Source organism: Prosthecobacter sp. (assembly GCF_034366625.1).
Classification (GTDB): domain Bacteria; phylum Verrucomicrobiota; class Verrucomicrobiia; order Verrucomicrobiales; family Verrucomicrobiaceae; genus Prosthecobacter.
Genome location: NZ_JAXMIH010000008.1, coordinates 568,987 through 593,013 on the forward strand (window position 1 = coordinate 568,987; position 24,027 = coordinate 593,013).

The window sequence follows — 24,027 nt, forward strand, 5'->3', positions numbered from 1 at the left end:
CATGCTCACTTTTTCCGACCACAGCCAGGGATCATCACGCCTTCAGCGGCGTGATTTTCTGCGCATTGGCGGGCTGGGGCTGGGTGGGCTTGGTTTGAGTGAAATGATGGCTCTCAAGGCCCTTGGAGCTTCACAGAAGCGGCTGCTCAAGGACAAGTCGGTGATCTTCCTGTTCATGCACGGCGGCCCGTCGCAGTTCGAGACGTTTGATCCGAAGATGGATGCGCCGTCGGAGATCCGCAGTGTGACGGGCGAGATCAGGACGAAGCTCCCCGGCGTCACGTTTGGCGGCACGTTTGAGCGGCTGGCGAAGCTGGCGGACAAGTTCAGCATCGTGCGCTCCTTCGTCACGGGCGATGCGATTCACGACATCAAGACCATCGTCGGCAAAGACACGCTGAAGGCGAATGTGGGCTCGCTCTACTCGCGCATCGCCGGGCCGCTGCGGAAAGGCAGCGCGATGCCGACGAACGTGGCGTTGTTTCCGCAGGCCATTTCATCGGCCGCAGGGCCGGTGATCAAGAAATTCGGCGATTTCACCTCCAGCGGCGAGTTTGGAGCCACCTACCAGCCCTTCGTGCCCGGCGCAGGCAGCGGCGCGCAGGCGGACATGACGTTGAGCCTGCCGCAAGGCCGGCTCGATGATCGTCGCACACTCCTGACCTCGTTGGATCAATGGAAACGCCGCATGGATGCCAGCGAGGCGGTCGGCGGCATGTCGGAGTTTCAATCACTCGCCTTCGATGTGCTGCGTCGTGGCGTATCGGACGCGTTTGATCTCTCCAAGGAAGATCCGCGCCTCATCGAGCGCTACGACACTTCCAAACTGCTGCCGAAGGACCGCATCAGCACGCAGTGGAACAACCGCGAGCACTACGCTGACAACGCCGCCACCCTCGGCAAGCTGCTGCTCATGGCCCGCCGCCTGTGCGAGCACGGCTGCGGCTTTGTCACCGTCACCACGAGCTTTGTGTGGGACATGCACGCCGACAACAACAACGCCCCTTGCCGCACTGGCATGGACTATGTTGGCCGTCCGTTCGATCACGCCGTCTCCGCCTTGATCGAGGACATCGAAGCACGCGGATTGAGCGAAAAGATCATGCTCGTCTGCTGCGGCGAGATGGGGCGCTCGCCGAAACTCAACGCGAAAGGCGGTCGCGATCACTGGGGTGGTCTCGCTCCGCTCATGATCTACGGCGGAGGCCTCAAAATGGGCCAGGTCATCGGTCAGTCGGCCCGCAATGGTGGTGAGCCTGCCTCCGAGCCGATCACGATTCCTGATTTGATTGCCACCATCATGCACACGCTGGTCGATCTCGGTGAAGCCCGCATCACGGACGGCCTGCCACCGAGTTTGCTCAACGTGTTGACCCGTGGCGAACCGATTCGAGGTCTGGTGTGATCACTCCTCCGCTTTTTTCTTCTTCCCTTTGCCTTCCTTCTTTTTTGCCTCGCCGGAGGTCGGTTTGACTTCTTCCTTGGGCAGGACTGCGCCGAGTTTCGCCTTGAGGTCACTCATGCCGACTTCACCGGCGAGGTTCGTCCATTCATACGGGTCTTTGCTGTGATCGTAGAGCTCCTCGCTGCCGTCGGCGTAGCGGATGTAGCGCCATTGGGCGTCGCGCACGGCGTGGTTGCCCTTGCCATGCGTGCAGACAGCCACGTCATTCCACTTCGCGGCGGGATCTTTGAGCAGCGGCATCAGGCTCGCTCCTTTGACATGATCAGGCAGCGGCAGGCCGGTGAGTTCGCAGAGAGTCGGGTAGAGGTTGGTGTAATCGACGGGCGCATCGGTCTTGCTGCCGGGTTTTGACACGCCGGGAGCCACGATGGCCATGCTGGTGCGTGTGGCCTTCTCCCAGAGGGCGAATTTGCGCCAATGCTCCTTCTCACCGAGATGCCAGCCGTGATCGGTCCACCACACGATGATGGTCTTGTCCTTGCGCGGGCTTTGATCGAGGCCGTCGAGCAGGCGGCCGACTTGGTCGTCCAAGAAGGAGATCGTGGCGAGGTAGGCCTGCACCGCCTTCTTCCACTGGTCACCTTTGAGCACAGAAGCGTGATCGCCTTCGGCACCAGCCATCCTTTTGCCAGCCGCAGGCACATCATCGAGATCGTTTTCCTTGGTGACGGGCAGCTTGATGTCGGCCAGCGGGAAGCGGTCGAAATACTCTTGCGGCACATACCAGGGCAGGTGCGGCTTCACGTAACCGACGCCGAGGAAGAGTGGTTTGTCGGTTGGCGCGGTCTTGAGGTGGTTGATCGCCCAGTCGGTCAGTTTGTAGTCACCCATGTCGGCGGGCTTACCTTCCACCGGACCCCAGTCGAAGTGGCCGCGGTTGAGGCCGTTCATGTTTTCCTCGTGTTCTTTGATGCTGGGGAACAGCCCGGCCCACTCGGTCCAGGAATCTGTGCGGCCTTCGCTGCCGTAACCATGATAAATCTTGCCGCCGCCGCGTGTGTTGTAGCCGTTGGCGAGGAAATGGCGGTTGATCGTGTTCACGTCTTTCAGCACGCCCTGCGCTGGATCGTTGTTGGTGTAAACACCCGTCTGCCAGGGACGCAGGCCGCTCATCAAAGCCGCACGCGAGGGATTGCAGGCCGGCGCGGCGCAATGTGAATTTGTGAAGGCCGTGCCGCGTGCCACGAGGCGGTCGATGTTCGGCGTCTTCGTCTGCGGATGACCACCGAGGTAGCTGACCCAATCATTCAAATCATCAACGGCGATGAAAAGAACGTCGGGCTTCGATTGAGCGAAGGCAAAGCCGCCAAGCAGCAGGAAAAGAGCGAAATAGCGAGTCATGCCCGCCTTGAACGAGGAAGGGCCTGGAGTCTTGCAGTGAGTGGCAGATCAGGCGGAGATGTGACGTTGTAAGGGCACCTATGAAGTCCCTTCTCCGCTCCACGCTGCATGGCAGTTTCGGATTCGCCGCTGTCAGCGTGGCGGCCTACTCGATCTGGGCTTTCGTTCCACGCATCGCGGGCAGCGAGATCGGCATGTATGCGCTGATCGCTCTCGTTTACCTTGGTGGGGCCGGTCTGGCGCTGTGTGGCTTGTTGAGCGGGGAAAATCGGCTGGGACGGTTTTACCGCATGTTTTTGCCGGCCTTTTTCGGTTACGCGCTGCTGTGGAGTCTGGCGTGGTTTCTCATCAAAGATCCCCCCGGCTGGCGGATGCGTGAATGGCTCGGCGCGGCTGCGGGGACGCTGTTCTTTGCCTGGGTGTGCTGGAACTCACTGAAAAGGCCGTCTGGCTTCTGGATCGCGGCTCTGGTGTTGTTTGCGCTGCATACGGCGGGTTATTTCATCGGCGGGAAGTGGATGTATGGCATCCTGGCCTCGGGCATCGAAGGCTGGGCGAAGCCGCAGGTCGCCATCGTGGCCAAACTGGGCTGGGGGTTGTTCCACGGGCTGGGTTTTGGAGCCGGAATAGGATTTGCGCTCGGATGGTGGCAGCGCAGCCCGAAATGAGAAACTTTTTCCACCGGTTGCACTCCTTCCACCACCTGCCAAAGGTGGGTGCTCCTTCCTGATGAGCGACCCAATCCGACACGAGTGCGGCATAGCAGTGGTGCGGCTGAAAAAGCCGCTTGGATACTTCTATCAAAAATACGGCAATGCTCTCTATGGGTTCGACGCTCTGCAGGCGCTCATGACCAAACAACGCAACCGTGGCCAGGACGGCATTGGCATTGGCTGCAGCAAGCTCGGCATGCCCCCCGGCCTGCCCTACATGTTCCGCGTCCGCAGCACGGAGAGCGTGGAGCGGATCGGCCAGGTTTTTGAAGATGAGCGCAAAGAATACAAGCGCATCGCCCGCCGCATCGACAAGCAGCGCAAAGACGAGCGTGACCAGGAGGGAAAGGAGTTCATCTCTTTTGAAGACGATCCCGAGGCCATCAAGCGCGAGTTCGAGATGGCGGGGGAGATTTACATCGGGCACCTGCGCTATGGCACCAGCGGTGATTTTGGCAAAGGCGCGCTGCATCCCTACATGCGCCGCACCACCTGGCCCACGCGCACTTTGATGGTGATGGGGAACTTCAACCTCACCAACACCCGCGAGCTTAACGAGATCATGATGAAGCGCGGGCAGCATCCCGTCTTTGGAACTGACACGCAGAGCGTGCTCGAAGAAATCGGCTTCCAGCTCGACGAGGCGCACACCAAGCTCTATCACGTCCTGCGTGACTCCGGGATGCCGGGACAGGACATCCCCGCGCGCATCAGCGCGGAGCTTGATGTGACGGCGGTCGTCAAAGAATCCGCCAAGCGCTGGGATGGCGGCTACAGCATCGTCGGCGTCATCGGCAACGGTGATCTCTTCGCCATGCGCGACCCCAGCGGCATCCGTCCCTGCCACTACTACGAGAACGATGAAATTTTCGCCATCGCCTCCGAACGTGTCGCGCTGATGTCCGTGTTCGGCATCGGGGAAGACGACACTCGCGAAATTCCGCCCGCGCATGTCGCCGTGATCAAGGCCGACGGCAGCATGAGCATCCAGAAGTTCACGGAGCCGCGCGTGTTCAAGCCCTGCTCCTTCGAGTGCATTTATTTCTCACGTGGCAACGACTCCGCCATCTACCGCCAGCGCAAGGCCCTTGGCGAGCAGCTCGTGCCGCAGGTCGTGAAGGCCATCGACAACGACTTCGAGCACACGGTGCTCAGCTTCATTCCGAACACCGCTGAGACCGCCTATTTCGGCTTCCTTGACGGTTTGCGCAAAAGCCGTCGCGTCGTCGTCAAAGAAGCGCTCATGGACATGCTCAAACGTGGGGAACTCGACGAGGCCAAACTCGACGATCTCGTGCTGCGCAACTGGCCGCGGGCCGAAAAAATCGCGCTCAAAGACATCAAGATGCGCACCTTCATCGCCCAGGAGACCGGGCGTGACGCGCTCGTCTCCGGCAGCTACGACATCACCTACGGCGTCGTCACGCCCCAGGACAATCTCGTTGTCATCGACGACTCCATCGTGCGTGGCACCACCTTGAAGAAAAGTCTGCTGCGCATCCTCGCGCGCACCAATCCGCGCCGCATCATCGTCTGCTCCACCGCCCCGCAGATCCGCTATCCCGACTGCTACGGCATCGACATGGCCGAACTCGGCAAATTCATCGCCTTCCAGGCCGCCATCAGCCTGCTGCGCTCACGCGGCATGTCCCATGTTGTGCGCGACACCTACCTTGCCTGCAAGGCCGAGCTGAAAAAGCCGAAGGAAGAAATGCGCAACGCCGTGAAGGCCATCTACGCCCCGTTCACCGACGATGAAATCTCCGCCAAGATAGCCCAGATGATCAGCCCCGAGGAAACGCCTTGGCACGGCACCGTCGAGGTCATCTATCAAAACATCCCAAACCTGCACCGAGCCTTGGGCTCCGAGTATGGCGATTGGTATTTCAGCGGTGATTACCCGACACCCGGCGGTTACTCCGTCGTGAACCAGTCCTTCATCCTCTACTGTGAGGCCAAGGATGGCCGTGCGCACGAGGCGCTGTTGTAAAAAGTAGTCCGCACAGTCCTCTGTGCGGTTCTGGATCAGGGAACGCTCGTTCCACCGCACAGGGGACTGTGCGGACCACTATGCCACTCCGAACGCACACACCTCGTTCTTGTTCGCGCACAGCAGCGTGAGGTGAAATTCGGCGCACAACGGCGGCGCATCACGTTTGAGCATGTCGAGCAGCGAATACTCGTCATGGCCCTTGAATTTGATCGTCACGATGAAGTTGCGCATGCGCTTCTCACTCAACCATTCGAGCAGGAGGTCGATGCTGCGCTGCGGGGCGGCAATGACATCGCACACAAGCCAGTCCACGGTCTGAGGCGGCTGGTATTTGAAGGCGTCAGCGGCCTCGAAGCGCAGGCGCGGGTTGCGCATCAAGTCCTCGCGCAATTCGGAGCGGTCCACCGCGATGACGTGAGCGCCACGATGCAAAGCGACATAGCTCCAGCTTCCCGGCGAGGCACCGAGATCAACGCAGGTTTCACCGCGCTCGATGCGCCGTCCTAGACGCTGTTCAGCCTCGACGAGCTTGGTGAAAGCACGTGACGGAGCGCTTTTGTCGTCAGCGAGGGGCACTTCGCCGCGTGGGAAACTCGAAATCAAACTGCGCAGAGCATAAGCACGCGGCGCGGATGTTGCAGAGAGCCAGCCGGTTTCGGGAGAGGTGAGGACACACTGCGCGAGGGAGGTTTGCGCGTCGAAAACGGCCTCGGAGTCGATCAAGGAACGCAGCAGATGCCTGCGGCGTTTTTTCAAACGCTCCATGAGGCTGGCGAGGATCAATTCGCAGCGGTGCCGGCCCGCTTTGCCTTCGCCATACTGCGGCCAGAGATGGAGACGCCACGGTTGGTCGTCGGGAAACACTCCGGCGACGGCGTCGATGATACGATCTGCCCACGCGTTGATCGAAACCGCCTGGACTTCGATGGCATCGGGCAGCGTTTGCCGTGCGAAGGCGAGCAACAGGCCGTCGAGATTCACATCTGCGGCGATGCCGAGCCCCTCAATCTCACGCAAACTCGAATCTGGGGCGGCACGACGCAGTTCATCCGCGAGGAACGAAGACGTGTCGGGATCAGTGAGGAAGAGGTGCACGCTCGGCTCGAACGATCACGGTTTGGCAGGAGCCGGTTTCGCGGGCGTGGCCTCTTTAAAAGGTGACACGACACCGAGCGTGGAGGGCAGGAAGTCATCCGTGCGGAAGCAAGAGGCAGGGAGGCCTTCGGCATTGATGAGATTCGCGCCTTCAGGCCAGCTTGCCCATGCGTAGCGTACGCCGACGGGCTGGGGCACGGATTCGCTCCAGACGACGACTTCATTGCCTTCGATTTTTGCTTTGGCCCACACCCACTTTTGATCGGCTCCGGCGATTTGGAAGTGCTTCAGTTCGCCGCCATCACGGGTTTTCAATCCGGTGCCGGTGTGGGTGAACTGCACGCGCACCTTGCTGTCCTGCACGACGGAGGAAAGATACAGCGGGCCGCAGTATTCGGTGCCGTTTTTGCCGTAGTCCTTCGCCAAAGCCCAGAGCGCGAGGCGGCGGCCGACCTCCTGCTTGTTCTTCGGGTGGATGTCGTTCTGCTCGCCGATGTCGTTGATGATGGCGATGCCGCATTTGTCCAGCGTCTGTGCCGTGAGCGTCTGTGCCTCCTGCAACTCGGCCCAAGTGTCGGGAACACCTGCATCCTGGGTCACGGGGTGTCCGTTTCCGAAATTGGCGAGTTGCACGATGTAGAATGAGAACGCGTCCACCCACTGCCTGCGCCAGTCGTTGATCATGGTGGGCAGCAGTTCTTGGTACTGGAAGGCGCGGCGTTGGTTCGATTCGCCTTGATACCAGATCGCGCCCTTGATGCCGTACGGAACGAGCGGAGCTACCATGCCGTTGAAGAGCACGCTGGGATGATGCGGCGTCTTGGCGGGGTCGTCTGGAGGACGCGGAGCCTGCGGCTTCGGCTTCTTTTTGTCGGCGGGCAGTTTGGCATTCTCATCGTCGATTTTCTTCACCTGCGCCTGCCAGTCGGTTTTGCGTTTTTCAAAAGCGGCCTGCTCTTTCGCGGCGTCCCATTTGCTGACGTGGTCATTCCAGTCGGCGATCATTTCACTGGCACAGGGGCGTTCTTCCAGCGCTTCGCGGCTGGTCCAGGCCTCGATGCGCGTGCCGCCCCAGGAGGTGTTGATCAAACCGACGGGCACCTTGAGCACTTGATGCAGGTGGCGGCCAAAGTAGTAACCTACCGCGGAAAAATCGCCCACGTTCGCGCTGGTGGCCTCTTCCCATGCGCCCTTGCAGTCGGCCTGCGGTGTCATGCTCGGACTGCGCTCGACATTGAACATGCGGATCTGCGGATGATTCCCGGCGGCGATCTCTTCTTGGGCCTTGCCCGCCTGCTGCACGGTCCACTGCATGTTCGACTGGCCGGAGCAGATCCACACCTCGCCGACGAGCACGTTTTTGAGGGTGATCATGTTCTTGCCGCTCACGACGAGATTGGTCGGAGCAGCGTTTGCATTCATCGGGTTCAGTGTGACGGACCATTTCCCAGTCGGGTCGGTCACCGAGCTGTGTGTTTGATCGCCAAAGGTGATCTTCACATCCTCGCCGACTTCGCCGGTGCCCCAGATGCGCACGAGCTGAGCCTGCTGGAGCACCATGCCGTCAGAGAAGATCGCGGGCAGTTTGACCTCGGCATGCAACGCCGTCGCGAGGAGTAGAAAACAGAACAAAGGGACGTGTCTCATGGGAAAATGTCGTGTGCGGCGCTGTCTGGCGCAAGTAAGCCAAATGTCACAGAAGTGTGCTGTCGTCCGCGCGTTCGAGGCGGCCGATCTTCTTTTTGATCGTCTCCAGCAGGACGGTCATCTCATGCACGCAGCGGAAGCACTCCTTCTGCGTCTCCTCGTCCGCCAGACCGGGCACGGCGGGATGAATCTTCATGAACTGAAGGGCGATGTTTTTGCAGGCTTCGCGGATTTGGGCGATGGCAGCGGGGCGTTCCATGCGCGCAGCGTAGAGCGTCCGCCGCAGGCTGCAAGAACGTACGTAGTTCACGCTTCCGCGTGCATCCGAGCCCCAAACACGCTACAGCGTGCCTAACGAACGCTTCGCCATGAAACTCGTCTCCACCTCCATTCGCTGGTTCACCTTCATCCTCGCCATCGCCGGGGTGGTCGCCATGGGATTCGTTTTGCAGACCATCCGCAGCCAGGAATCGGCCATCCCGCCACCGCCCCTCGCCCCGCCGCAGAAAAACGCGCCGGATGACATCGCGGCCACCGGCATTCTCGAAGCGCAGGGGGAAAACGTCGCCATCGGCGTGCCGGTGCCGGGGTTGGTCGAAGCGGTGAAGGTCGAGGTCAATCAAACCGTCAAGGCGGGCGATCCGTTGCTCATCCTCGATGATCGCGAACTGCGGGCGTCCTTGCTCAAGCAGCAGGCGGCCATCGTGGTGGCCGAGGCAAATCTAACCGTCGCCCAGGCCCAGCTTGCCAAAATGCAGGACATGCTGGACCGCCTGAACTCCATCCCCGACCAGCGTGCCATCAGCCAGGATGACCTGCGCAATCGCACCAACGACGTTCTCGTCACCAAAGCGCAGCAGCAGGCTGCCGCCGCCCAACTTGCCGCCGCCAAGGCCGATGTGCAGCAGACACAGTTGCTCATCGACCGCCTCACCGTAAAAGCCCCGCGCAACGGCACCATTCTTCAGGTCAACATCCGCGCTGGCGAATACGCCTCCCCGCAGAACAAGCAGCCAGCCCTGATGCTCGGAGACATCTCCACACTGCATGTGCGTGCTGATGTTGATGAACAAAACGCCATGGGTGTCGCCTCCGGTCTCGACGCCACCTTTTCGCTCAAGAGCGACTCCTTGCGGAAATTCAAGGTGCAGTTCGTCCGCATCGAGCCCTACGTCATCCCCAAAGTATCCCTCACCGGCGCCAGCAGCGAACGCGTGGACACTCGCGTCCTGCAGGTCATCTACAAACTCGACAAGCCCAAGGATGCCAACCTCTACGTTGGGCAACAGGTGGATGTGTTCATTGCGCGGAAGAAGTGAGGCAGATCAAGGCGCGACTTCGTTGGATCAGGGGACGGCAGCCTCTCCCTTCTCTTTTCTTCCTCACGTCGCCCCATGGCCAAGATCGCCAAAAACGGGTCATGATTCGCCAGATTGGCACTGGAAATCCAATGGTCATTGGGCGTCCAAAGCGAATCATTAAGCCATGGAAAGAGGCACTTTTATGAAACACACACTTGGCATTCTGATTGTTATTTCCGCAATGGCCGGCCTGGCCGCCTGCAACAAAGAATCAAATGGGCCTGTCGCTGGCACGACCCCCATCGACCAGCTCATACAAGCCGGCAAACCGCCCGTCGAGACAGGAGCGCTGTCCCGTGGCATCAGTCCGGTCATGCCGACATTCACCATGTCGGTCACCAACGTGTCCGACATGCCGGTGTCGCTCATCAACGGCACGGTCATTTTCTTCGATGAAAATGGCAAGGCCTTGCCAGACACGATCCAAGATGCCGGTTACACCGACCTCTCCCCAATCGCCCCTGGAGCCAAAATCGAGCTTCAGATCATGACTTCCAATGAAAAGGCTGTTTCGGGCAAGTACCTCCTGAAGGATGCCTTGTATGAGAAGACCAATCCCCAGTTCAAGGAATACGGCGCTCTGTCGATGAAGTGGAAAAATCCAGGCTACGAAGCGGCCCTCAAGGCTGAAAAAGCCAGGTAAAGCTTTGACCGGGGTGTTCGTCGGATCAGCCGGAAAGAGAACCATTGAGTCTCATCAAATCCCACGCATGAATGCGCGTCAGACTGACTCGCCCATGCATTACATCTCCACCCGCGGACAAACGAAGCCGCACACGTTTTCTGAAGCTGTTGAAGCCGGACTGGCACCGGATGGCGGCCTGTTTTTGCCGGAAAAGCTGCCGAGTATCGCTGACAAGCTGCCTGCATGGTCGAAGCTGACGTATCCGCAGCTTGCGGCGGAGTTTTTCACGTTGTTTGCGCCAGAGATCAGCAACGCGGAATGGCATCAGCTCACGGCGGAGGCTTATCGGCGCTTTGATTCACCGGATGTCGCGCCGCTGCGCAAGATCACGGACAAAACCTATGTGCTGGAGCTGTTTCACGGCCCGACGCTGGCCTTCAAGGACTTCGCGCTGCAACTGCTGGGCCTGCTGTACAAGCGTCAGGTCGAAAAGACTGGCAAACGGCTCGCCGTGCTCGGCGCGACCTCGGGCGACACCGGTTCGGCGGCGATCCATGGCTGCCTGGGGCGCGATGGCATCACGATTTTCATTCTCTACCCGAACGGACGTGTGGCTCCGCTCCAGGAACGCCAGATGGCCTGCACCGGCGCGGACAACGTCTTCGCCATCCCCGTGCCCGGCACCTTTGACGACGCGCAGCGCGTGGTGAAGGACACGTTTGGCGACACCGCCTTCGCGAACTCGGTGAATCTCTCCGCCGTGAACTCGATCAACATCGCCCGCGTGCTGGCGCAGTGTGTGTATTACATCTGGGCCTGCTTGAAGCTGCCCGAGAGTGTTCGTGCTACGGCCGAATATGTCGTGCCCACCGGAAACTTTGGCAACGTGCTGGCCGGCTGGCTGGCGCAGCAGATGGGCATGCCCGCAGGCGGTTTCCGCGTGGCGACGAATCAGAACGACATCCTGCACCGCTTCCTCACCAGCGGTGATTACCACCAGAGCGACGTGCATCCGAGCCATGCGCCGAGCATGGACATCCAGGCCGCGTCAAACTTCGAGCGCTTCCTCTACTACATCCTCGATCAAGATTCCGGGCGTGTGCGTGAAGTCATGACGCAGATCAAATCGGGTGCGCCCTTCAAGATCAACCTGCCGAAGACCAGCCTGCGCTCCACGCGCATGGACGACGCGCACATCGAACGTGTCATCGCCCAGATGTGGCAGGACTGGCAATACGTGCTCGATCCGCACACCGCCTGCGCATTCACCGACATGGCGCAGGATCGCGTGAGTGTGGTGCTGGCCACCGCCAGCCCGGCAAAATTCCCCGAAGTCGTGCAGAAGGCCACCGGCAGCGAGCCGACGCACCCCACGCTCGAAGCGCTGAAATCGAAACCGCTGCAAACCTGGCCGCTCAACGCGGACGTGGCGGAGGTGAAGGAGTTCATTCGGAAACACACAAGTCACGGAACGAGTGCTTGACGTTCCTGCTGCCAGCTTGGTTTAATCGCATCTGCTGTCATGAATTCATTCCCGCCTCTCCTCGCCGCAGCCATCACCTTGCCGGACATCTCCCCGTTCCTCACCAAAGGCAGCGACGCGGGCAACGGCGTCACCTTGAAGATCGGTGATCTTTACACTTGGCTGTTGCTCGGCGGCGGTCCGTTGCTGATCCTCGGCGGGCTCATGCTGGTGAAGATCATGTTTACGCGGGTGAAGTTCTTCGCGCTGGAATTTGGCAACGGCACTTTCTTTGGCCGGGTCAGGGTCATCGCTCCATTCATCACCTTGGGAGCAGCCTGTCTGCTGATTGGCGGAGCCGCCACCTGGCTGGGATGGCAGAGCCAGGGCTACTCCGTGACGCTCACTGCTACGGGACTGACCGAGATGACGCGTGACACCGTCACTCGCTTTGACTGGACTGAAGCCAGTTCTGCATCGGAGCGCATCAAATCGACCGAGTTCTGGATTGTCTTTGCCAAAGACGGCCGTCAATGCCGCGTGGAGTTTCAGCAGCGCTACATCGGCGAAAAACTCCAGGACAAGGCCATCGCGATCACGGAGAACGCGCTGAGTTCCACCAACGTGCCGCGGTCCCAAAACTGAGGCCGGTCAATAGGAGGTTCCCGTCACCTCGTTGGTGTAGGAATTGATTCGTTTGATCACCTCATCCGCTTCCTCCTGGGTGACGCCGATGTCGAGCAGCGTGTCCGCCAGATGGCCGGTGAAGAGGGCAAAGTGATGTTTTGTGATGCCACGGCCATGATGGGCGTGCGCCAGGGGTTTGCCGGAGTAGGTGATCGGCCCGCCGGTGGCCATGGCGAAGAACTCGCGCTGCATGCCGTGCAGTTTGTCCAGCGCGGTGTGTTTGAAGAACGGTGCCAGCACGGGATCGGCCAGCGCACGGACGTAAAAGGCGGGGATGAGGCTGGCGATCATGTCTTCGCCGCCGAGTCGGTCATAAAGAGAGGGAGAATTTGGACTCATGATCCTTCAAGAAGCACAAAATCGACCGTGTTGAAGCCGCAATGCAGCCGTTCTCAAATCACGCGCAGTGAATGCCAGCACACGCGGGACCACCTCACAAAAATGGTGCATAAAAGCCGTGCACGACTGGCATCCTTCGTGCCAGTAAGAAGACATGACCTTTCTGGAGCAATTGAACCAAACTTCGCCCGTGGCCCACGACCTGCTGATTTTCAGCATCGTGGTGCTGGCGGGCATCGGGCTGGGGAACATCCGCGTGGCAGGTGTCAGGCTCGGTGTGGCAGGCGTGCTGTTTGCCGGTCTGGCGGCGTCCCACTTTGGTTTGCAGCCGGAGACGGAGGTGGCGCACTTTTTGAAGGACTTTGGGCTCGTCCTGTTTGTTTTTGCGCTCGGCATGCAGATGGGGCCGGGTTTCTTTGCCTCGTTGCGGCGTCAGGGGCGCGTGCTGAACGGCTACGCATTTGCGCTCGTCTCGGGCGGTGCGCTGGTGGCACTGCTGGGCGGGTGGATGCTCGGCATGCCGTTGCCGGCCATCGCAGGGCTTTTCGCCGGCGCCACGACGAACACGCCGGCGCTCGGTGCTGCCCAGCAGGCGCTGCAGTCCGCCCACGCCGATCCTGCCACCGTCACGTTGCCCGCCCTGTCTTACGCGGCGGCCTATCCGCTGGCGATTGTGGGCATCATCCTTTCGCTCATTCTTCTGCGCACCTTCTTCAAGATTGATGTGTCCGCCGAGGCGGAGCAGTTCCGCCGCGACCAGGGCGAAGGGGTTGAACCCCTGCAACGCATGAACCTGCGTGTGGAGAATCCGAACCTTGAGGGCGTCCTGCTGGCCGAGGTGCCGGGCATTCACGAAACAGGCGTGGTCATTTCACGCCATCGTCCGGCTTCCGGCAGCGAGGTGCATGCCGCCACGCCCGAAACAAAGCTGCATGTGGGCGATGTGATCATGGCGGTGGGCACGCAGCCGCATCTGGAGCAGTTCCGCCTCGTCATCGGCAGCGTGAGCGGGGAAAACCTCATGAAAGCGCCCGGCAGTGTGACCTATCGTCGTGTCGTGGTGACCAACAAAAGCATGCTCGGCAAAACCGTGCGCGAACTCGGCCTGGATCACCTCCACAACGTCACCGTCACCCGCGTCAGCCGCGGCGATCTGATTTTCACCGCGCTGCCGGACGTGCGCTTGCAGTTTGGCGACATGCTCCAGCTTGTCGGTGATGAGGAATCTCTCAACGCCGCCACCCAAGTCCTCGGCAACGCCGTCCACATGCTTCAGGAGACGAAATTCGCCGCCATCTTCGCCGGCATCCTGCTCGGCGTTCTTCTTGGCCTCTATCCGTTTCAGATCGCGGGCCTGCCTGCTCCGGTGCGCCTTGGTTTGGCAGGTGGACCGCTGGTGATGGCGATCTTGCTCAGCCACCTCGGTCGCCTCGGCCCGATGGTCATGCACATGCCGATCAATGCGAATCGCGCCTTGCGCGAACTCGGCATCATCCTCTTCCTCGCCAATGTCGGCCTGCTCTCAGGCGAGAAATTCGCGGCCACGGTGTTTTCCACTCAGGGTCTGCAATGGGTGCTGCTCGGCATCTTGGTCACCATGCTGCCGCTGCTTGCTGTCGGCTTTGTGGCCCGCAAATGGCATCGCATGAACTTCATGTCCCTCTGCGGCCTGCTTTCCGGCGGTATGACGGATCCTCCCGCGCTCGCCTTTGCCACGACGATGGCGCGCTGTGATTCGCCCGCCGTGGCCTATGCGGCGGTGTATCCGCTGACGATGCTTCTGCGCATCGTGGCGGCGCAGGTCATCGCGCAGATGGGGTGAGTGCGGCTACTTCAGCGCCTTGACCAGCACCTTCGAGTTTCGGCCGCTTTTGTCGTATTTTTCGCGGCGGGTGGGCGGCAAAGCATCAGGATCGGCGACGGTGTAACCCATCTTCTCCTCGAAGAAGCGGAACGCCTGCGTGCTGAGCGCCACGATGATTTCGCAGCCGCGCTGCTTTGCCGTTTCCTCGGCGAAAGCGACCAGCTTGCGGCCATGGTTCTTGTTCTTGTGCGAACGCCGCACAAACAGGCAGGCCAGTTCGGCAACCTTGCGGCCATCTTCCTCATAGGTGTGCACAGCCACGGAGCCGATGGGGTGTCCGTCGAGTTCGAGCACAAAGAAGTCTTTGATCTTGGATTGAATCTGGTCGCGTGTGCGCGGCACCAGGGCGGCGTCATCCACGCTCTGCTGCATCATGGAAAGAAGCGCGGGAACATCGCCTGCGCGTGCTTTGCGAATTTGCTGATACTCATCGCCATGGATCATGGTGCCGACGCCTTCATTCGAGAAGAGCTCGGCAAGCAGCGCTTCATCCTGCGTGCCATCGACGATGTGGACACGCGGCACGCCCTCCTGGCAGGCCAGGGAGGCATAGCGCAATTTGGAGAGCATGCTCACATCATGCTTCGGATCCTTGGACTTGTACATTTCCCTCGCATCGGCGACGGAAAGCTGAGCCAAACGCGTGCCGTCGGTCGCTGTGAGGCCCGATTCGGCCAAAAAGATGACCTTGGCTGCCTGAAGCGCGATGGCGACCTCCACGGCGACCGCGTCCGAGTTCAGCCGCAGCGTGGTGCCTTTGCCGTCGTAGCCGAGCGGGGGCAGAATCGGGATGATGTCGGCCTTGAGCAGCGCGCGCAGCGTCTCCTCATCCACACGTTCAATCCGGCCGGTGAATTCCTGGTCCACGCCGTCAATCACCCCCGCCGGATGCACCGCGAGCGCGTTGGAAACGGCCACAGGCATCTCCAGCGCGGTCAGATCGGCCACGAGGTCATTCGCCTGCCGCATGATCGCGTCGATGGCGATCTCGATGCCCGCCGCGTCGGTGCGGCCCATGCCGTCGTCGTTGTAAAGCGTGATGCCGCGTTTTTCGGCCAGCGCACGCACTTGGGCGCGTGCGCCAAAGACGAGCACGACCTCGATGTTGAGTGATTGCAGCACCGCCACGTCCTGCAACAGGCTGGCGAAGCCCGGCATCGACATCAGCGCCCCGTCGAACGCGATCACGAAGACACGCTGCCGGAACTGCGGCACGTAATGCAGGATGCCACGCAGGTCTTCGAAGCGTTGCTGGGGTTTGTTGGGTTCGTTGGTCACGGCAAGAGGCATCAAGATAGCACAACGCCTGCGATTTCGTCCCAAAGTTTGTCGATCTCCTTCGGCCCGTGCGACGGTTTGCCTGCTTTGGCAAACCAGTAGTCCGCGTTCCACTGGTCACCCTCGATCACATGCAGCAGCGCATGAATCCACGATCCCATCTGGGTCTGAATGTCCTGCGCGATGTTGTGCGCGGCGTCCCAGTGGCCTTGCTTGGCATGCCAGAGCGCCAGCGCTTCTGGAGAAACGGCTTCCGCCTCAGATTGCGAGGCGGTTTTGAGTTCATCTGCGGTCATGGGATCAACCCTCCGGGAGCGGACGGCCTTTCGTTTCCGGCAGGAACATCAGCGCCACTATCCCGAGCAGGAACACACTGCTCATGTAGCAGCCCGCGGAGCGGAATGCGTCGAGTTCGGCAGCGTTCTTCATGGCGTCGGTATAACCCGCCGGCAGAGCCAGGATCGCCTTGTCACTCAGGCTCTTGTTCAGCGCACCGAGCGTGATCGGTCCGCTGGCGGCGATGAAGCGTCCGACATTGTAGCAGAAGCTCGTGCCCGTGCTGCGCAGACGCGTGGGGAACAGCTCCGGCAGATAGATCGCGAAGCCCGCGAACAGCGAGAGCTGGCAGATCCCCAGCACCAGGCTCATCCAGATGTCGGCGCGTTCGTCGAAGCAGAGGTAGAAGAAAATGGTCGCGGCCATAGCCGCGAGGAAGGCGACGACGAACACCGGCTTCCGGCCAAAACGATGCGCGGCCTTGCTGAAGGCGATCATGCCGATGAACGCGCCGATGTTGAGAACGATGAGATTGGCCGCTGACCACCATTGCTTGGCCGTGCTGACCTCCTGGGGGCTCAGGTTCTGGCCCGCGAGCGAGTCGGCGATGGCGAAGGCGACAAGCTTGTTGCTGAAAAAGCCGATGCCCCACAGGCCGACGACGGCGGACACGCAGAGCAGCATGCCGAACAGCGCGGACTTCCGCCAGCGGACGTCGCCGAAGAGGCTCAGGTAGGACCCCATCGACTGAGTTTTGTCCGTCTTGCTCAGCGCCTTGGCTGCGATCCATTTCTCCGGCTCCTTCAGCCGCAGCATGATGAAGATGCACAGGAACGCCGGAATCGACCCGATCCAGAACAGATACTTCCACGAGACCATCGGATCCATGCCCGAGAGCGCCATGGCGCACAGGCCGGCGGTCACGTTGCCCACTGCTGAGAGGGCCTGCAACATGCCGAGCGCTTTCGGTCGTGCGGCGTCAGGCAAGGCATCCGCGACCAGCGCGACGGCGAGTCCGAACACCCCGCCGACACCCAGGCCGGTGAGAGCGCGGTAGATCATGAACTGCTCGATGTTGGCCGCGAACGACGAGAGGCCGGTGAAAAGCGAGTAGATGAGCACCGTGATCGCCAGCGTCTTGGCACGCCCGATACGATCACCGACGGCACCGAAGATGAGCCCGCCAGTCGCCCAGCCTGCGATGAAAATGGCCATGGCCCAGCCGCTGTAGTTGGTCTGCTCAGGCCCGGTCGCGCCTGGCGTGAGCGCTTTCACCGCATTGTCACGCGCCAGGATGAAGAGCTGCTGGTCCAGGCAGTCAAAGCACCACGCGGCGGAGGCGACGAAGAAAACAAACCAGTGGTAGGGGCTGAGTTGCTTGTACCAAGGGATGTCCGGGTTGTAAGTGGTCGGGGTGCTCATGGGCGCGGATGTTGAATGACATGCCCGAGGATGACAATCACGAAATCACAGGAATCGTGCCCGCCTCATGGCCGCCGGTTCTTTCACCGTCATCGGCATCGGCGCGGCAACGCACGATGCGTTCTCGATTGTGCGCGAATTCCGCGCCGAAGAGCATGTGACGCAGGCGTTGGCCCATGCCGAGGACGGCGGCGGACCAGTGGCGACGGCGTTGTGCGTGCTGGCGGCGGAAGGACATTCATGCGTGTTGATCGACCGCTGTGGGGATGATGCCACAGGTCAGAAAATCCGCGCCGGATTGGAAGAATTCGGCGTGAGCACGAATCATCTGCATGTGGTGCCAGGAACGCGCTCCGCCAGCGCCTGCATCCTCGTGCGGCAGAGCGATGGCGCGCGGCAGATCGTTTATGCACCTTCCACAGCGGGAGAACCGGCTCATGGGGAGGTGGACGGGTCACTTTTCAATAGCGCACGGCTCCTGCACATCAATGGCCGCCATGAAAACGCCGCGCGCCGGGCCGTGAAACTCGCGCAAGAGCATGGCGTCACGATTTCTTTCGATGGCGGAGCTGGAAGATGGCGCGAATCGTTGCGCGATCTCGTCGAAGCGAGCCACATCCGCATCTTTTCGCGAGATTTTGCCACGAATTGCAGCAGCAGAGACGATTTGCCTGAAATGGCTGCCACATTGCTCCAACCACCCGCTCAAGTGCTCGTCATCACAGCGGGTGCGGCAGGCAGTCATGTCTGGACCGCCGACGGCACCTATTTCCATCAGCCGGCTCACGCATGCCTCGTGATCGACACCACCGGCTGCGGCGATGTGTATCACGGGTGGTTTTTGCACGGCTGGCTCAAAGGCTGGCCGTTGGAACAATGCGCGGGTGTCGCCAGCCGCCGGGCGGCGTTAAACGCTCAAGGATTGGGCGGACGACACGTCTTGCGGCTGAAACTTTGAACCTTGCACATTGAATTTTGACCCTTGAACAGGTAAACAATGACATGCGCCGACACGCCGCACTTTTTCTACCACTCTCTCTTGCTCTGATTGTCGTGGCTTGCGCCACCTACGACGGCTCCCGCATCTCCCGCTGGGAGTCGCGTTATAATGACGCCGCTCTCGGTCCGGTGACGCCCGATCAGCTCCTCGCCGAAGCGCGGGTGAAGCTCGATCTCATTCCCCCCGGCACCGTGGGCCGTCGTTATTACCGGCCGATGCGGCCGCGATACATCACCATTCACAGCACGCAGAACTACACGGGAGACGCCTACCAGCATGCGCTGGCCTTGAAACGCGGTGCGTTGCGCGCCACCAAGCGCAAAGGCGGCAACCGCATCGGCTTCCTCACCTGGCACTTCACCGTGCAGGAAAACATCGCCATCCAGCACCTGCCCTGCCGTGAGCAGGGCGAGCACGCCGACTTTGACGGGCCGGGCAACAATTACAGCATCGGCATCGAGATGTGCGAGCACAGCGGCAACGACATCGGCCTCACCATTGATCGCACCGCGCGCCTCGCCGCGTATCTGATGCGCGCCTATGACATTCCGCTCAGCCATGTCGTGGGGCATTACCACTGGCCGCGCAAGGGCTTGAACCCGCCGAACAAAGACTGCCCGCATTTCCTGCTCGACCGTGGCCGCCCCGGCCCCACCTGGCGCTGGTTCCAAGGCCGCGTGCAGCTTCATTACAACCGCATGCTCGCCGGGCCTGCGACACCGCTCGGCTGAGTCATGAATGCCGCGACTCTCCAGCTTGGTCTCTTTCTTGCCGTTTCCACGGTTGTTTGGGGGCAGAGCGCTTCCTCCTGGCCGGAAAAACCGGTGCCCAGCACCAGCGAGCGTGTCGCGATTCTGGAAGACAAGCGGATCAAGGAAAGCTCCGGTCTCATCCAAGGCCGCCGCGATCCTTCGATCTTCTGGACCGTGAATGACTCCGGTGGTGAACCCTGCGTCTTCGCCATCGACCACAGCGGCAAAACACGCGCCAAAGTGCGCGTGCGCGAGGCCGCCAATTTTGACTGGGAAGATCTTACGCTGGGCAAGGATGACCAGGGATCCCCGGCTCTCTTCATCGGTGACATCGGCGACAACTTCCAGATGCGGCCCACCATCCAGGTGTATCAAATTCCTGAACCTGGGATCGTCGCCACAGGCAAACCCGTCGCCGAAACGGAAAGCCCCGCGTCGCACATCTGGCGTGCCAACTATCCCGACGGCAAGCACAACGCCGAAAGCCTGCTCATTCATCCGCAGACCAACCGGCTCTACATTCTCACCAAGAGCGAGGACGGAAAGAGCGCCCTCTATGCCTTCCCGCAGCCTCTGCAGGAAAAGGTGAGCATGCCGCTCGAAAAAATCGCGGACCTCAGTTTCCCCACGCTGATTCGTCCCGGCAAACGCCCGCATGACAACTGCATGGCCACCGCCGCCTGCTTCTCGCCGGATGGCGGCCGTCTCGTCGTCGCCACGTACAGCAGCCTCTATGAATGGAAGCTGGCGAAGGACCAACCGTTGACGGTGGCGCTAAAACAAACGCCGACGCGCATCGAACCGCAACTCGTGCCGCAGGTCGAGGGCGTCTGCTACGATGCCGACAGCCAGACCCTCTGGTTCACCAGCGAGCGCCTGCCGACGCCGCTGTTTCGTGTGACACGCTGACTGCGTTTACTTCACCCACTCGATGAATCAAGGCGCTTCGAGTTCATTGCGGAGTTTGTTCGTCTGCTTCGCCGTGAATGTCACGTTCGGCTGGTGCATTTAACCCACCACGATGCCGAGCAGCGCCATGGCTTATTTCGCTAACGGCAACGACAATAGTGACAATGAAGCCAATGCAAAAGACGCCAGCCGCGACGACTAAGGCGAAAGCATAGCCGATTAAGGGTTGTGTATCACCGAGCCAATGTTCAAAAACCAAGCAGGCACAAAGGATGATCGCCAAAGCAGATGCCAGTGAAACCAAGAGTCCAACCACCAGTATTCTCGATGAACTTTTCATGATTTGCAGTTGGTCAGCGTATGGATCACACCCATTTGAAGAAACTTAGCGCCAAATCATCTGCAACATGAATCACCACCGCGAGTTTGTTTGCAGCATGCGCATCCTGCTCTTTCTCCTCCTTGGCACCGCCCTGCATGCCGAGGACTGGCCGCAGTGGCTCGGCCCGCAGCGTGACGGTGTGTGGCGTGAAACCGGCATCATCGAAAAGTTTCCTGAAGGCGGGCAGAAAGTGCGCTGGCGCGTGAAGATCGGCGGCGGCTACACCGGCCCGGCGATTGCGAATGGCAAAGTGTATCTCATGGACCGCCAGGTGGCCGTGGAGACGCGAGCGCCGGGCAATGCCTTTGCCCGTGGCATCATTCCCGGCACGGAACGTGTGCTCTGCCTTGATGTTGCGAGTGGCAAACAGGTTTGGGAGCATCGCTACGACTGCACCTACACCATGAGCTACTCCACCGGTCCGCGGTGCACGCCGCTGGTGAGCGGCGGCAAGGTGTGGACACTCGGCGCGGAGGGAAATCTGTTCTGCCTCGACGCCGCCAGCGGCAAGGTGCTCTGGTCACACGACTTCAAAACGGACTATGGTGCTCGCACACCGATGTGGGGCTTCGCAGGTCATCCGCTGCTCGATGGTCAGCGCCTCATCTGCCTCGTCGGTGGCCCTGGCAGCGTGGCGATGGCTTTTGACAAGGACACTGGCAAAGAACTCTGGCGTGCGCTTGATGCGCGCGAGCCTGGTTATGCACCGCCGACCATGATCGAGGCCGGTGGCACCAAACAGCTCATCCTCTGGCATCCGCAGGCCGTGAACTCGCTCGATCCGGCCACAGGCAAGGTGTTCTGGTCGCATCCGTGGGAGATTCGTGCCGGCCTCACCGTTGCCACGCCGCGACTCGCGGGCGATCTGCTCCTGCTGAGCTCGTTTTACACCAGTTCGAAGTGCTTCAAGCTCGACGCCGCCAAACCCGCCGCCACGCTGCAATGGGAGGGCAAAAGCTTCAGTGAAAAGAACACCGACACGCTGCACAGCCTCATGAGCACGCCCTACATCGAAAACGGCCACATCTACGGCGTGTGCAGCTACGGCCAGCTCCGCTGCCTCAAGCTCGACACCGGCGAACGTCTCTGGGAAACCTTCGCCGCCACCACCGGCGGCCCGCCTGTGCGCTGGGCCAATGCCTTCATCATCAAGCACGCCGACCGCTTCTTCCTCGCCAACGAACAAGGCGACCTCATCATCGCCAAGCTCACGCCGCAAGGCTACGAAGAACTCAGCCGCGCCAAGCTCCTCAAGCCCACGACCACCGACCCCAGACGTGCCGTTGTGTGGTCACACCCCGCTTTCGCGAATCAGTGCGTCTTCATGCGCAATGACGAGGAGATCGTGTGTGTCTCGCTGGCGAAGTAAGCGCGTTCACTTCCTTTTCGGTTCAGGCAGCGAAGCCCCGCGAAGAAACTCCCCGTCATGGCGCCGGTGCAGATCGTCCTCTGTCCACATCTCGCGGTCAGGCCCCGCACTGCGGATGTCGATGCGCGTCGCATCGCTCACATGAAAAAACAACGGCGTGTCCCAGCGGTCAATGAGCTGCCCCTGCTCATTCAGGCAGGCATGCGGCGGTGCCAGGAAAACGGTCTTGGTGGCATTTTTGCCCATCAGCGCCGCAGCGAACTCCTCATTTGCCCCCAACCGAAACGGCGCGTCGCTCTTCACGAGCAGCATCAGGTTCGAAAACGCATGCGCCACCGCCTGCAAATCCTCCTCCGGCCTCACTCCCGGTTCTCCATAATGTTTCAAGATCTCCGTGCCCGGCAAAGCCTCACTGCCACGCAGCTTCGCCTCCTCCTCCATCGCCTTGGCGGCTGCCATGGGCATCCTGCTTTCAGCTTTGACTACCTGCTTCTCACCACGCTGCAGCAGCCACCATCCCACTGCCATCGGCAGTATCACTCCCAGCACTGCCAGTCGCTTATTCATCACATGCTTGACTCTTTGACCCGCCTCAAATCCACGTCCCCGTTCTCAAAAACCCAATCGGCAACGACGACGAATTCACGTTGTAAAAGTTCCCAATGTTTGGCAGCACCGCGTCCATGCTCGCCGCAGGCACGCCGAACCAGCGCAGCATCTCCGCGAAGAACGCATCCACGCTTGTCGTCGGAATCATGCGGCCGCCGTAACCGGTGTCGTTGGCGCTTTCGAGCGTCTGGTCCGGGAAGGTGCCGTAGATGCGCCCGCCCTGCACCGGACCGCCCATGACGAGCGCGTTGCCGCCCCAGGCGTGGTCCGTGCCGCGACCGTTGCTGCGTAGCGTGCGGCCAAAGTCGGACGCGCTGAAGGTGATCACCCCATCATGGAGGTTCAGTTGATCCAACGCTCGCTGAAAGGCGGTCAGCGCCGTGCTCAGCGTCGTGAGCATGCCCGCCTGCGTGTTCAGCAGCTCGCCGTGGTGGTCCCAGCCGCCCTGCGTGATGAAAATCGTCTGCCGGTGCAGTCCCAGCGCCTGTCGCAGCGCGATCATCCTCACCGCCGCGCGAAACTGCTGGGCGATGTAGTTGTTCGTCGGGAACAAACCGGCCACCGCGCTGTCATCATAGCTGTTGTACTGCTCCAGGAAGAATTCTTGAAGCTCGATGCTGCTTTTCGTGAGCTGACCATAGCTCTGCTGCATCAGGTTGGCGTAGTTTTGCTGGATCACGCTGCGATGCGCCGTGTTTTTCAGCCGCATCGGGTGCAGCGGGTCTGTGATCTCGCTGCCGGTGAAGGTCAGGGCACCGCGATCCGTCACCACAAACTGCGTCGTCGCATTGCCCACCTGCCACAGGCTGTTGCCAGCCAGCGAGATGTTCATGGCGATGCTGTTGCCATTCACCGTGCTGTGCAGCACATCCGCCGCGCGTCCCGCCCAGCCGCTGAGCTGCGTCATGCCCTGCGGCACGGAGGTCTGCCACTGGTCGATCTGATCGCTGTGCGAATAAAGTGCCCGCGGCAGCGGCACGCTCTCCGCCAGATACTGCGCCTTCGTCACTGGTTGGATCAGCGTGCCCACATTCGTCAAAAGCGCCGCGCGACGCTTCGCTGTGTCGCCGCCCAGGCCGTTGAACATCTCCTGCAAGCCGGCACAACTCGGGTGAATGCCGTAGAGCTGCCCGTCGCCGCCATCCTGGTTCAAACTGAGCAACTGGCCCGTCGTCAGCGCCAGATTTCCCCGTGTCGTCGTGTACGTCGCGTGCCTGGCTGCATCGCGAGGCACCAGCCAGTTGAACGAGTCCATCCCGCCGTTCAAAAAGAAGCACACCAGCGTCCGATGATCGGTGGGCGCGTCCAGCGCCGCCGCGCGGCTCGCGAGCTGCAGATTGAGCAGCGTGTTCATGATCGGCACACTGCTCATCGCTGCGCAGGCGGTCTTGCCGAAGAACTGGCGTCGTTGAAGTGAGGCATTCATTTCATGAAAAAG

23 protein-coding genes are annotated in these 24,027 nt (G+C 60.8%); 12 read left to right on the forward strand and 11 right to left on the reverse strand.

Going from position 1 to position 24,027, the window contains the following annotated elements; genetic code table 11:
* Position 1 precedes the first annotated feature (1 nt).
* Complete coding sequence (locus U1A53_RS10760) at positions 2-1,405, forward strand: DUF1501 domain-containing protein (RefSeq protein ID WP_322280774.1); 1,404 nt, start codon at positions 2-4, stop codon at positions 1,403-1,405.
* On the opposite strand, the gene U1A53_RS10765 is transcribed toward U1A53_RS10760, so the two are convergent.
* The gene (locus tag U1A53_RS10765) at positions 1,406-2,806 is read right to left on the reverse strand and encodes a sulfatase (protein ID WP_322280776.1); all 1,401 of its coding nucleotides are present in this window, start codon (positions 2,804-2,806) and stop codon (positions 1,406-1,408) included.
* Between the two features lie 80 nt (positions 2,807-2,886).
* Here U1A53_RS10765 and U1A53_RS10770 point away from each other — a divergent pair, with 80 nt between their 5' ends.
* Together U1A53_RS10770 and U1A53_RS10775 are read left to right on the forward strand one after the other, a co-directional pair.
* The gene (locus U1A53_RS10770; protein ID WP_322280778.1) at positions 2,887-3,474 is read left to right on the forward strand and encodes a hypothetical protein; all 588 of its coding nucleotides are present in this window, start codon (positions 2,887-2,889) and stop codon (positions 3,472-3,474) included.
* Between the two features lie 61 nt (positions 3,475-3,535).
* Positions 3,536-5,509 carry an amidophosphoribosyltransferase gene (locus U1A53_RS10775; protein WP_322280780.1) on the forward strand — a complete coding sequence of 658 codons (1,974 nt, stop codon included), beginning with the start codon at positions 3,536-3,538 and terminating at the stop codon, positions 5,507-5,509.
* 78 nt (positions 5,510-5,587) lie between these two features.
* On the opposite strand, the gene U1A53_RS10780 is transcribed toward U1A53_RS10775, so the two are convergent.
* From U1A53_RS10780 to U1A53_RS10790, 3 genes are read right to left on the reverse strand one after another with little or no spacing between them, the layout of a single operon-like run.
* Positions 5,588-6,607, reverse strand: a complete 1,020-nt coding sequence (locus U1A53_RS10780) for an SAM-dependent methyltransferase (RefSeq protein WP_322280782.1) — start codon at positions 6,605-6,607, stop codon at positions 5,588-5,590.
* Between the two features lie 15 nt (positions 6,608-6,622).
* Positions 6,623-8,254: a sialate O-acetylesterase gene (locus tag U1A53_RS10785; RefSeq protein ID WP_322280784.1), complete on the reverse strand. Its 1,632-nt coding sequence runs from the start codon at positions 8,252-8,254 to the stop codon at positions 6,623-6,625.
* Between the two features lie 46 nt (positions 8,255-8,300).
* Positions 8,301-8,513 (reverse strand): hypothetical protein, encoded by a 213-nt coding sequence (locus U1A53_RS10790; protein WP_322280786.1) that lies wholly within the window; start codon positions 8,511-8,513, stop codon positions 8,301-8,303.
* Positions 8,514-8,622: 109 nt separating this feature from the next.
* Between U1A53_RS10790 and U1A53_RS10795 the strand changes: the two genes are divergently transcribed.
* From U1A53_RS10795 to U1A53_RS10810, 4 genes are all read left to right on the forward strand, one after another.
* A complete protein-coding gene (locus tag U1A53_RS10795; RefSeq protein WP_322280788.1) occupies positions 8,623-9,573 on the forward strand; it encodes an efflux RND transporter periplasmic adaptor subunit in 951 nt (316 codons plus the stop codon).
* Positions 9,574-9,757: 184 nt separating this feature from the next.
* Complete coding sequence (locus tag U1A53_RS10800; RefSeq protein ID WP_322280789.1) at positions 9,758-10,258, forward strand: hypothetical protein; 501 nt, start codon at positions 9,758-9,760, stop codon at positions 10,256-10,258.
* Positions 10,259-10,325: 67 nt separating this feature from the next.
* Positions 10,326-11,723, forward strand: coding sequence for a threonine synthase (gene thrC, locus U1A53_RS10805; protein ID WP_322280791.1), 1,398 nt, complete (start codon positions 10,326-10,328; stop codon positions 11,721-11,723).
* 39 nt (positions 11,724-11,762) lie between these two features.
* The gene (locus U1A53_RS10810; RefSeq protein ID WP_322280792.1) at positions 11,763-12,347 is read left to right on the forward strand and encodes a hypothetical protein; all 585 of its coding nucleotides are present in this window, start codon (positions 11,763-11,765) and stop codon (positions 12,345-12,347) included.
* 6 nt (positions 12,348-12,353) lie between these two features.
* Here U1A53_RS10810 and U1A53_RS10815 read toward each other — a convergent pair whose 3' ends face one another.
* The gene (locus U1A53_RS10815) at positions 12,354-12,728 is read right to left on the reverse strand and encodes a group 1 truncated hemoglobin (RefSeq protein WP_322280793.1); all 375 of its coding nucleotides are present in this window, start codon (positions 12,726-12,728) and stop codon (positions 12,354-12,356) included.
* Between the two features lie 190 nt (positions 12,729-12,918).
* On the opposite strand from U1A53_RS10815, the gene U1A53_RS10820 reads away from it, so the two are divergent.
* The gene (locus tag U1A53_RS10820; RefSeq protein ID WP_322280795.1) at positions 12,919-14,550 is read left to right on the forward strand and encodes a putative transporter; all 1,632 of its coding nucleotides are present in this window, start codon (positions 12,919-12,921) and stop codon (positions 14,548-14,550) included.
* A 6-nt stretch (positions 14,551-14,556) separates the two neighbouring features.
* Here U1A53_RS10820 and argA read toward each other — a convergent pair whose 3' ends face one another.
* From argA to U1A53_RS10835, 3 genes are read right to left on the reverse strand one after another with little or no spacing between them, the layout of a single operon-like run.
* Positions 14,557-15,870, reverse strand: a complete 1,314-nt coding sequence (argA, locus tag U1A53_RS10825; protein ID WP_322280797.1) for an amino-acid N-acetyltransferase — start codon at positions 15,868-15,870, stop codon at positions 14,557-14,559.
* A gap of 11 nt (positions 15,871-15,881) precedes the next feature.
* Entirely contained in the window at positions 15,882-16,166 is a 285-nt protein-coding gene (locus U1A53_RS10830) for a hypothetical protein (protein ID WP_322280799.1), read from the reverse strand.
* Between the two features lie 4 nt (positions 16,167-16,170).
* Complete coding sequence (locus U1A53_RS10835) at positions 16,171-17,568, reverse strand: MFS transporter (RefSeq protein WP_322280801.1); 1,398 nt, start codon at positions 17,566-17,568, stop codon at positions 16,171-16,173.
* A gap of 67 nt (positions 17,569-17,635) precedes the next feature.
* Here U1A53_RS10835 and U1A53_RS10840 point away from each other — a divergent pair, with 67 nt between their 5' ends.
* Genes U1A53_RS10840 through U1A53_RS10850 form a run of 3 tightly spaced genes read left to right on the forward strand, consistent with a single transcriptional unit; the run spans position 17,636 to position 20,229 of the window.
* Positions 17,636-18,526 carry a PfkB family carbohydrate kinase gene (locus tag U1A53_RS10840; protein ID WP_322280802.1) on the forward strand — a complete coding sequence of 297 codons (891 nt, stop codon included), beginning with the start codon at positions 17,636-17,638 and terminating at the stop codon, positions 18,524-18,526.
* Between the two features lie 44 nt (positions 18,527-18,570).
* Positions 18,571-19,299, forward strand: coding sequence for a peptidoglycan recognition family protein (locus U1A53_RS10845; RefSeq protein ID WP_322280804.1), 729 nt, complete (start codon positions 18,571-18,573; stop codon positions 19,297-19,299).
* 3 nt (positions 19,300-19,302) lie between these two features.
* Complete coding sequence (locus U1A53_RS10850; protein WP_322280806.1) at positions 19,303-20,229, forward strand: hypothetical protein; 927 nt, start codon at positions 19,303-19,305, stop codon at positions 20,227-20,229.
* A 43-nt stretch (positions 20,230-20,272) separates the two neighbouring features.
* Here the strand turns inward: U1A53_RS10850 and U1A53_RS10855 are convergent, their stop codons facing one another.
* Positions 20,273-20,569, reverse strand: coding sequence for a hypothetical protein (locus tag U1A53_RS10855; RefSeq protein ID WP_322280808.1), 297 nt, complete (start codon positions 20,567-20,569; stop codon positions 20,273-20,275).
* A 67-nt stretch (positions 20,570-20,636) separates the two neighbouring features.
* Here U1A53_RS10855 and U1A53_RS10860 point away from each other — a divergent pair, with 67 nt between their 5' ends.
* Entirely contained in the window at positions 20,637-21,980 is a 1,344-nt protein-coding gene (locus U1A53_RS10860) for a PQQ-binding-like beta-propeller repeat protein (protein ID WP_322280809.1), read from the forward strand.
* Between the two features lie 6 nt (positions 21,981-21,986).
* On the opposite strand, the gene U1A53_RS10865 is transcribed toward U1A53_RS10860, so the two are convergent.
* Both U1A53_RS10865 and U1A53_RS10870 read right to left on the reverse strand, forming a co-directional pair.
* Positions 21,987-22,547, reverse strand: a complete 561-nt coding sequence (locus U1A53_RS10865) for a hypothetical protein (protein WP_322280811.1) — start codon at positions 22,545-22,547, stop codon at positions 21,987-21,989.
* A gap of 25 nt (positions 22,548-22,572) precedes the next feature.
* Positions 22,573-24,015, reverse strand: a complete 1,443-nt coding sequence (locus U1A53_RS10870) for a DUF1501 domain-containing protein (RefSeq protein ID WP_322280813.1) — start codon at positions 24,013-24,015, stop codon at positions 22,573-22,575.
* Between the last annotated feature and the right edge of the window lie 12 nt (positions 24,016-24,027).